The 7,520-nt window shown below is 61.8% G+C and carries 9 protein-coding genes and 1 pseudogene; 1 reads left to right on the top strand and 9 read right to left on the bottom strand.

The window, feature by feature from the left end:
- Positions 1-1,093 (top strand): filamentous haemagglutinin family protein (locus OQK_RS25655; protein WP_038861765.1); only part of this gene is annotated, 1,093 nt, incomplete at its 5' end.
- Positions 1,094-1,139: 46 nt separating this feature from the next.
- Here OQK_RS25655 and OQK_RS29575 read toward each other — a convergent pair.
- From OQK_RS29575 to OQK_RS29750, 9 genes and pseudogenes are all read right to left on the bottom strand, one after another.
- The gene (locus OQK_RS29575) at positions 1,140-1,451 is read right to left on the bottom strand and encodes a type II toxin-antitoxin system RelE/ParE family toxin (RefSeq protein WP_086783924.1); all 312 of its coding nucleotides are present in this window, start codon (positions 1,449-1,451) and stop codon (positions 1,140-1,142) included.
- Positions 1,414-1,608, bottom strand: a complete 195-nt coding sequence (relB, locus tag OQK_RS25650) for a type II toxin-antitoxin system RelB family antitoxin (protein WP_016774959.1) — start codon at positions 1,606-1,608, stop codon at positions 1,414-1,416. The genes OQK_RS29575 and relB overlap by 38 nt, the downstream gene beginning before the upstream one ends.
- Before the next feature lie 230 nt (positions 1,609-1,838).
- Positions 1,839-2,057 carry a hypothetical protein gene (locus tag OQK_RS25645; RefSeq protein WP_016774958.1) on the bottom strand — a complete coding sequence of 73 codons (219 nt, stop codon included), beginning with the start codon at positions 2,055-2,057 and terminating at the stop codon, positions 1,839-1,841.
- Between the two features lie 107 nt (positions 2,058-2,164).
- Positions 2,165-3,844 carry an MFS transporter gene (locus OQK_RS25640; protein ID WP_038861763.1) on the bottom strand — a complete coding sequence of 560 codons (1,680 nt, stop codon included), beginning with the start codon at positions 3,842-3,844 and terminating at the stop codon, positions 2,165-2,167.
- A gap of 178 nt (positions 3,845-4,022) precedes the next feature.
- Complete coding sequence (gene phnE / locus OQK_RS25635) at positions 4,023-4,790, bottom strand: phosphonate ABC transporter, permease protein PhnE (RefSeq protein ID WP_016774956.1); 768 nt, start codon at positions 4,788-4,790, stop codon at positions 4,023-4,025.
- Positions 4,787-5,614 (bottom strand): PhnE/PtxC family ABC transporter permease, encoded by an 828-nt coding sequence (locus OQK_RS25630; RefSeq protein WP_016774955.1) that lies wholly within the window; start codon positions 5,612-5,614, stop codon positions 4,787-4,789. Before OQK_RS25630 ends, phnE begins: the two co-directional genes overlap by 4 nt.
- On the bottom strand, positions 5,608-6,405 hold the full coding sequence (locus tag OQK_RS25625; protein ID WP_016774954.1) for a phosphonate ABC transporter ATP-binding protein: 798 nt from the start codon (positions 6,403-6,405) through the stop codon (positions 5,608-5,610). The genes OQK_RS25630 and OQK_RS25625 overlap by 7 nt, the downstream gene beginning before the upstream one ends.
- The gene (locus OQK_RS25620; protein WP_016774953.1) at positions 6,402-7,265 is read right to left on the bottom strand and encodes a putative selenate ABC transporter substrate-binding protein; all 864 of its coding nucleotides are present in this window, start codon (positions 7,263-7,265) and stop codon (positions 6,402-6,404) included. The genes OQK_RS25625 and OQK_RS25620 overlap by 4 nt, the downstream gene beginning before the upstream one ends.
- Positions 7,266-7,422: 157 nt before the next feature.
- Positions 7,423-7,520, bottom strand: a pseudogene (locus tag OQK_RS29750) (RidA family protein); the annotation flags it as partial.

Below are 7,520 nucleotides of genomic sequence, written 5' to 3'. Positions count from 1 at the left end.
TTGGCTGAGCTTCGGTTATGGCTTCAAGGGTGGCGACGAACAGGCGCAAGCGTTCTTCGCCGCACTGCCGAGTACCGAACAGGCGATCTTCGCCCGCCAGGTGTACTTCGCCGAATTGCGTGCCGGTGGCCTGGAATACACCGATGCCAGTGGTCCGCGCACAGGCAGTTACCTGCGTGGTCGCAACGCCATTGCGGCACTGTTCCCGACCACTGATGTCGCCGGCAATCCGATTCGCTACGACGGCGATATCACGATGTACGGCGGCGCCGGGGTCAAGACGCTGTTTGGCGGCGATATCCAGATGCTCACACCGGGCGGTGGTCAGGTGTTCGGCATCGAAGGCGCGGCGCCGCCGTCGACGGCGGGGATCATCACTCAGGGTTCGGGCGACATTCAGTTGTACTCGCAAGGCAGCATTCTGCTCGGCCAGAGCCGAATCATGACCACCTTCGGCGGCTCGATTCTCGGCTGGTCCGCCGAGGGCGATATCAACGCCGGTCGCGGCTCGAAAACCACCGTGGTCTACACGCCGCCAAAACGTGTCTACGACACCTGGGGCAACGTCACGCTGTCGCCGTCGGTGCCGAGTACCGGTGCCGGTATCGCCACGCTCAACCCGATCGCCGAAGTGGCGCCGGGCAACATCGACCTGATTGCGCCACTGGGCACCATCGATGCCGGCGAGGCGGGGATTCGCGTGTCGGGCAACGTCAACATCGCCGCGCTGACGGTGGTCAACGCCGCGAACATTTCGGTGCAGGGCAAAGCGACCGGCGTGCCGGTGGTGTCGGCGGTGAATACCGGCGCAATCACCTCGGCCAGTTCGGCAGCATCCTCCGCGACCCAAGCGGCGGAAGACGTCGCCCGGCAGCAACAGGCAGCGGCGCGGCAGAACCAGGCCTCAGTGTTCACCGTGCAGGTGCTCAGTTTCGGCAACGAGCAACTGGCGCCGTCGCGTGATGGTGCCAGTCGCACGCCGGCGACCGGTTATAACCCGGACAGCCCGGTGCAGGTGCTCGGCGCCGGGGCATTGGATGAACAGGCGAAGCAGCAGCTGACCGAGGAGGAGCGTGGGCAGCTGACGTTGTAAAAGACTCTCGTGCAGTACGTTTGGGCGGCCGGTTGGCCGCCTTTATTTAGAGTGAAGGGGTTAGGGGATATTTTTGTCGAGCGTGAAGCACCCTGAGTATGTCGATCTCCCCATTCACCTGATAAACCAGCAGATAGTTCGGATGAATCACCATTTCGCGAGTGCCAGACACCCGACCGGATCGGTAGCCATGTGGTATGGAAGAAAGTTTCTGCGCTGCGGCAACGGCTTTACGTTGAAAGGAAACCGAAGCAACGGAGTTGTGCTGATCGATGTAATCAATGATGTCAGCCAGTTGACGAATAGCCTTGTAGCTCCATTTAACCCGCAGCGCGGCGCTTCCTGCGGTTTTCTTCATTCATCTGATCGAGCAACACCATTGCTTCGGCATGGGGAATGCCAGGGTGCGGATCATCAAGTGCTTCCTGGACCTGCGCACGAAACCAAAGGTCGTATTCCGCAGCCTCTTCTTCGGTTTCGAAGTCTGAAACGATAAGTGAAAGTTCAGCGCTCATCATGACCTCCATGATCAATGTGAAGCAGTCTAAGGGGGATGTGGCTCGTTGTCGTCACTGGCGGGACGAGGGAGACATCATCCGCAAACAGACGATGCAAATCTGTCAGACGCTTCGCTTGTGATGCACGTGCAGTCGATCAGCTGTGTAGTTCAATTCTGTAGGAAATCAGCTTTTGGTCATCGGGCTGACAGCCGCCGCTCAAAGCCGCGGCCACAGCCACGCCGCACTTAGTTACCGTCTGCAACCTTGCGCTCGATCTCGTCGACTTTGCGCTGCAGCTCTTCCGCTTCCTGCTCTTTGACCCGAGTGGAAGACGGCGTGATGACTTTGTCCACGCCCTCGGTGTTGTTGTCGCGGTCCTGCAGATCGCGCTCGACCACGTTCACCGGTTTGCCGCTGGCATCGGTGGGTGGGGCGTTGGGAGTTTTGTCGTCGTTGGGGTTCATGGCGCTGGCCTCCTGTGGGTGTACACATTGGAGACAGCGCGGCGGCAGACGTTCGAAATTTTTCAGCGCCAGGGCCCTCTCCCGCAGGAGAGGGCGCTGCGGCTTCTTCAGTCTTTGAGAATGTCGCGATCCTTGGTTTCCGGCAGGAAGAACGTGCCGAGTATCGCCGTCGCCACAGCAATGACAATCGGGTACCAGAGCCCGTAGTAGATGTCACCGGTGGCGGCGACCATGGCGAACGCCACGGTCGGCAGGAAGCCGCCGAACCAGCCGTTGCCGATGTGGTAGGGCAGCGACATCGAGGTGTAGCGGATGCGCGTCGGGAACAGTTCGACCAGCCACGCGGCGATCGGGCCATAAACCATGGTCACGTAGATCACCAGCACGGTGAGCAGGAGCAGCATCATCGGGTAATTGATTTTCGCCGGATCGGCTTTTTCCGGATAACCGGCGTCTTTTAACGCCGCGCCGAGGTTGGCGGTGAAGGCGTCGTTGCGGGCCTTGAAGTCGGCGGCGGTGAGGGCGCTGCCTTCGAAGCTCTCCACAACGCGGTCACCGATGCGCACCTGCGCCACCGTGTTCGGTTCGGCGGCGACGTTCTCGTACGGGATCGCGCGTTTCGCCAGCAAGGTTTTCGCCAGGTCACAGGAGCTGGTGAATCTGGCCTTGCCCACCGGATCGAACTGGAACGAACACTGATCAGGATTGGCGATCACTTTGACCGGATTTTTTTCCTGAGCGACGAAGACGTCCGGGTTGCCGTACTGGGTCAGCGCAGTAAAGATCGGGAAGTAGGTCAGCGCCGCCAGGATGCAGCCAGCCATGATGATCGGTTTGCGCCCGATGCGATCGGACAGGCTGCCGAAAATCACGAAGAACGGTGTGCCGATCAGCAGCGATCCGGCGATCAGCAGGTTGGCGGTCTGCGCGTCGATCTTCAGTGTTTGCAACAAGAAGAACAGCGCATAGAACTGCCCGGTGTACCAGACCACTGCTTGCCCGGCGGTGCCGCCCAGCAGCGACATGATCACCACTTTGAGGTTGTCCCAGCGTGCAAAGGATTCGGTCAGCGGCGCTTTCGAGGCCTTGCCTTCGTCCTTCATTTTCTGGAATACCGGCGACTCGCTCAGTTGCAGGCGAATGTACACCGACACGGCCAGCAGAATGATCGACAGCAGAAACGGAATCCGCCAGCCCCACGCCTCGAACGCCTCGTTACCCAGCGCGGTGCGACAGGCGAGAATCACCAGCAGCGACATGAACAGACCGAGGGTAGCGGTGGTTTGAATCCACGAAGTGAAAAAGCCACGGCGGTTGCGTGGCGCGTGCTCCGCTACGTAGGTTGCCGCGCCGCCGTATTCACCGCCCAAGGCCAGGCCTTGCAGCAGACGCAGGGTGATCAGAATCACCGGGGCAGCGACGCCGATAGTGGCGTAGCCCGGCAGCAAACCGACGATTGCCGTCGACACGCCCATGATCACGATGGTGATCAGAAACGTGTGCTTGCGCCCGATCATGTCACCCAGGCGCCCGAAGACGATGGCGCCGAACGGCCGCACCGCAAACCCGGCGGCAAACGCCAGCAGGGCAAAGATGAACGCGGTGGTTTCGTTGACGCCGGCGAAGAAGTGCTTGGCGATGATCGCCGCCAGTGAGCCGTAGAGGTAAAAGTCGTACCACTCGAAAACCGTGCCCAGCGAGGAGGCGAAGATGACCTTGCGCTCCTCCTTGGTGATGCCGCCGCTGCGCGGTGGCGTGCCGGTGGATGCTGTGTCGATTGTGGCCATGGGTGTTCTCCGTCGTGCTTATTGTTGTAGGCCGGAGTCCCCCGTTACTGCCTGTCGCACTCTGGCCCGTCGGCATCTGTCGCCATCGCTGTCGCGTGAAGCTTGCACAGTCTGACCGCCTCGCAGGGCTGCAAGGTTTCCTGAAGCATAATCAGCTTTTGCCAGATATCCACTCGGCCTACGCTTTGACCCAACGCTGCCGGCTCCAGGCGCTCAACCAATCGACCAGAAACACCAGCAACAGCATCGCCAGAATCACCGTACTGGCCTGGGCTTCCTGGAACAGGCTGAGGCTGACATACAGCATCTGGCCCAGGCCGCCGGCGCCGACGAAACCGAGCACGCTGGCCATGCGGATGTTGTTTTCCCAGCGATACAGGCAGTAGGCGAGCAGTTGCGGGGCGAGGTTAGGCAGGGTGCCGTAGCAAAAAGCGAGGATCGGATTGCCGCCCTGCAAGCGAATCGCTTCGGCGGGTTGCGGCGGGGTGTTTTCCAGCGCTTCGGCGAACAGCCGACCGAGTACGCCGGTGGTGTGCAGAGCGAGGGCGAGGGTGCCGGCGTTCGGTCCGAGACCGGCGGCGAGCACCATCAGCGCCGCCCAGACCAGCTCCGGAATCGCCCGCAAGCCGTTGAGCAGCAGACGCGCCGCACTTTGCAGCGGCCAGCCGAAACGCCCGGCAGCGGGCAGCGCGAGAACGATGCCGAACAGTGCCGCAAGCAGGGTGCCGAGGGCCGACATGGCCAGGGTTTCCAGCGAACCGTGGGCGATGGCTTTCAGGTAACCGGCGCTCAAGTCGGGACTGAGAAAGCGCTGCACGTAACTGCCCATCTGCTTGAGGCTATTGGCGCTGCCGAGTTCGGCGAGATCCAGTTCCAGATAGGCAAAAGAGGCGACCACCGCGACCGCAATGGCGGCGAGCAGCAGCAGGTTGATCAGGCGCCTCATGTCAGCCTCCAGCGCAGCAAGCGGCTGAGTTGATCGGCGCACAGCACCAGCAGCAGGAACGTCAGCAACATGCTGGCGACTTCACCGCCGGCGAACATGCGGATCGACAGGTCGATCTGTTGCCCCAGCCCACCGGCACCAACAAAGCCCATCACCACTGAGGCACGGATCGCGCACTCCCAGCGATACACCGTGTAGGAGAGCAATTCGGCGGCGACATTCGGCAGCGTGCCGTAGGCAAACGCCGCCAGTCGACCGCTGCCGGCCTGCAACAATGCGTGCGCAGGGCGTTGGTCGGTGGATTCGAAAATTTCTGCGTAGACCTTGCCGAGCATGCCGCTGTAGGTAATGGCGATGGCCAGCACGCCCGCCGCCGGCCCGAGGCCGACCGCGCGCACAAACAACAGCGCCCAGACGATCTCCGGCACGCTGCGCAAAAAGATCAGCAAGCCACGCACCGGCCAGCGCAGCAAACGCCCGGGCAGGCTCGGCACGCCGCCCCGGGACGCCGCCGAGAGCGACAGCGCGCGACTGGCGATCAGGCTCGCCGGCACCGCCAGCAGCAGGGCCAGGGCCATGCCCGCTGTGGCAATCGCCAAAGTTTGCAGGGTGGCTTTGAGCAGCAGTTGCAGGAACGCTTGATCATGCGCCGGTGGCCAGAATGCCGAAACAAAACGGCCCATTTCGTTCTGGCTATCGACCTGAAACAACACGCCCAGGTCCAGCTCACTGAGCTGAATGCCCGGCCACAGCAAAGCCAGCGCCAGCAGCGTCAGCAACAATCGCGGCCACGCCGCCGGGTCTCGGGAATCAGCTTTCAGCATCGCGGAATCTGCACAATCAAAGGCGCGACCGTTGGTGCAGGCGATTGCAGTTGTTCATTGGCGTACAGCGCATCGAGCTTGTCGCGGCTGACTTCAGCAGAAGGGCAATCGAAAAGAATCTGCCCGTCGCGCAAGCCAATGATCCGTGGGAAGTGCGCCAAGGCCAGATCTACCGCGTGCAGGCTCGCCACCAGTGTGACGTTGTGCTCGCGGGCGTGACGCGAAAGGATCGACAGCGTATGGCCGGCAAGCACCGGGTCCATGGCCGATACAGGTTCGTCGGCAAGCAATATTTCCGGCGCCTGATACAGCACCCGCGCAATGCCGACGCGCTGCAATTGCCCGCCGGACAATTGCTGGCAATGGGCGAACAGTTTGTCGCCCAGATCCAGTCGCGCCAACGCCGCGCGAGCGCCCGCCACATCCAGTGGATGCAGCAGGTTCAGCAGACTTTTGCCCAGACTCCACTGACCGAGCTTCCCGGCCAGCACCGCCGTAATCACCCGCTGACGCGGCGGAATCGGCGGGGCTTGATGCACCAGACCGATGCGCGCACGCAGGCGCTGACGCTGGCGCGCCGACAAGTGCCAGGCGCGTTCGCCGAGCACTTCGATGTCGCCACTGCTGGGCTTGAGCGCAGTCGCCAGCAGATTGAGCAGGCTCGACTTGCCCGCGCCGGACGGGCCGATGATCGCTACCTGTTCGCCAGCGCCAATCTGCACGTCGATGTTGCGAAGGGCATCGACGCCATTGGCATGGCGCAGGCTGCCCTGGGTGAGGCGTAGGGTCATTTCAGCAATTCGGCAGCGCGGGCGGCTTCCTCGATGCCCTTGTAGTTCTCGGGCTTGGTCTCGATGAAGCGACTGGCGGCCTGCAGATCGAGGATCTTCTTCTGCTCAGGATTGGCCGGGTCGAGGTCGAGGAAGGCTTGCTTGATCTTCGCGGCCAGCTTCGGATCAAGGGTGCCGCGCACGGTCCAGTTGTAATCGAAGTAGGTCGGCGTGGTGGCGAAGACCTTGACCTTGTTGGTGTCGACCTTGCCGGCGTCGACCAGTTTCTGCCAGACGCTGGCGTTCAACACACCGGCATCGACCTTGCCGGCCTGCACCCAGGCAACGGTGGCGTCATGCGCGCCGGAGTAGGCGACACGACTGAAATAGCCTTCAGGCTTGATGCCGTCGTTTTTCAGCATGAAGTAACGCGGCATCAGGCTGCCGGAGGTGGACGACACCGAACCGAAGGCGAAGGTTTTGCCCTTGAGGTCGGCGAGGCTTTTCACGTTCGGGTCGGCGGTGATGAATTTGCTGGTGAACTGCGCGTCCTGCTCGCGCTGCACCAGCGGGATCACTGGGGTGGTGGCGTCGGTCTTCAAACGTGCCTGCACAAAAGTGAAACCGCCGAGCCAGGCCATGTCGAGGCGATCGGTGGCCAGGGCTTCAACCACGGCTGGATAGTCGGCGACAGGCACAAACTGCACCTTCATGCCCAACTGCTGTTCAAGATAGGCGCCCAGCGGTTCGAACTTGCGCAGCAGCTCGGTCGGGGCTTCGTCGGGAATCGCGCTGACGCGCAGGATATCAGCGGCTTGCGTCATCAGGGCAGAAAAGGACAGCGCCAGACCGGCGGTGAGGGCGAGGGTACGCTTGAACATAGAATTCTCCGTTTCGTAAGCGTCAACATTCGAAGGGCCACCGGTAGTCAACGGCGCGCCACGTCAGGGTAGACGAAACGGCGAGGTTATACGCATTCGCGAGGAGATTGGCCAGCCTCCGTGCCGGCGCGGTGTGTCTGTTTGTGTACGGTTGCAATCAAGCCGCCTCGGGCAGTTTGGCAATCACCTTGATTTCAAAATCGAAACCCGCCAGCCAGGTCACGCCGACAGCGGTGATGGTCGGAAACGGCGCTT

Source organism: Pseudomonas sp. R62, assembly GCF_000257605.1.
Lineage (GTDB): Bacteria > Pseudomonadota > Gammaproteobacteria > Pseudomonadales > Pseudomonadaceae > Aquipseudomonas > Aquipseudomonas atacamensis.
This window is presented reverse-complemented; position numbering and strand designations above follow the sequence as displayed.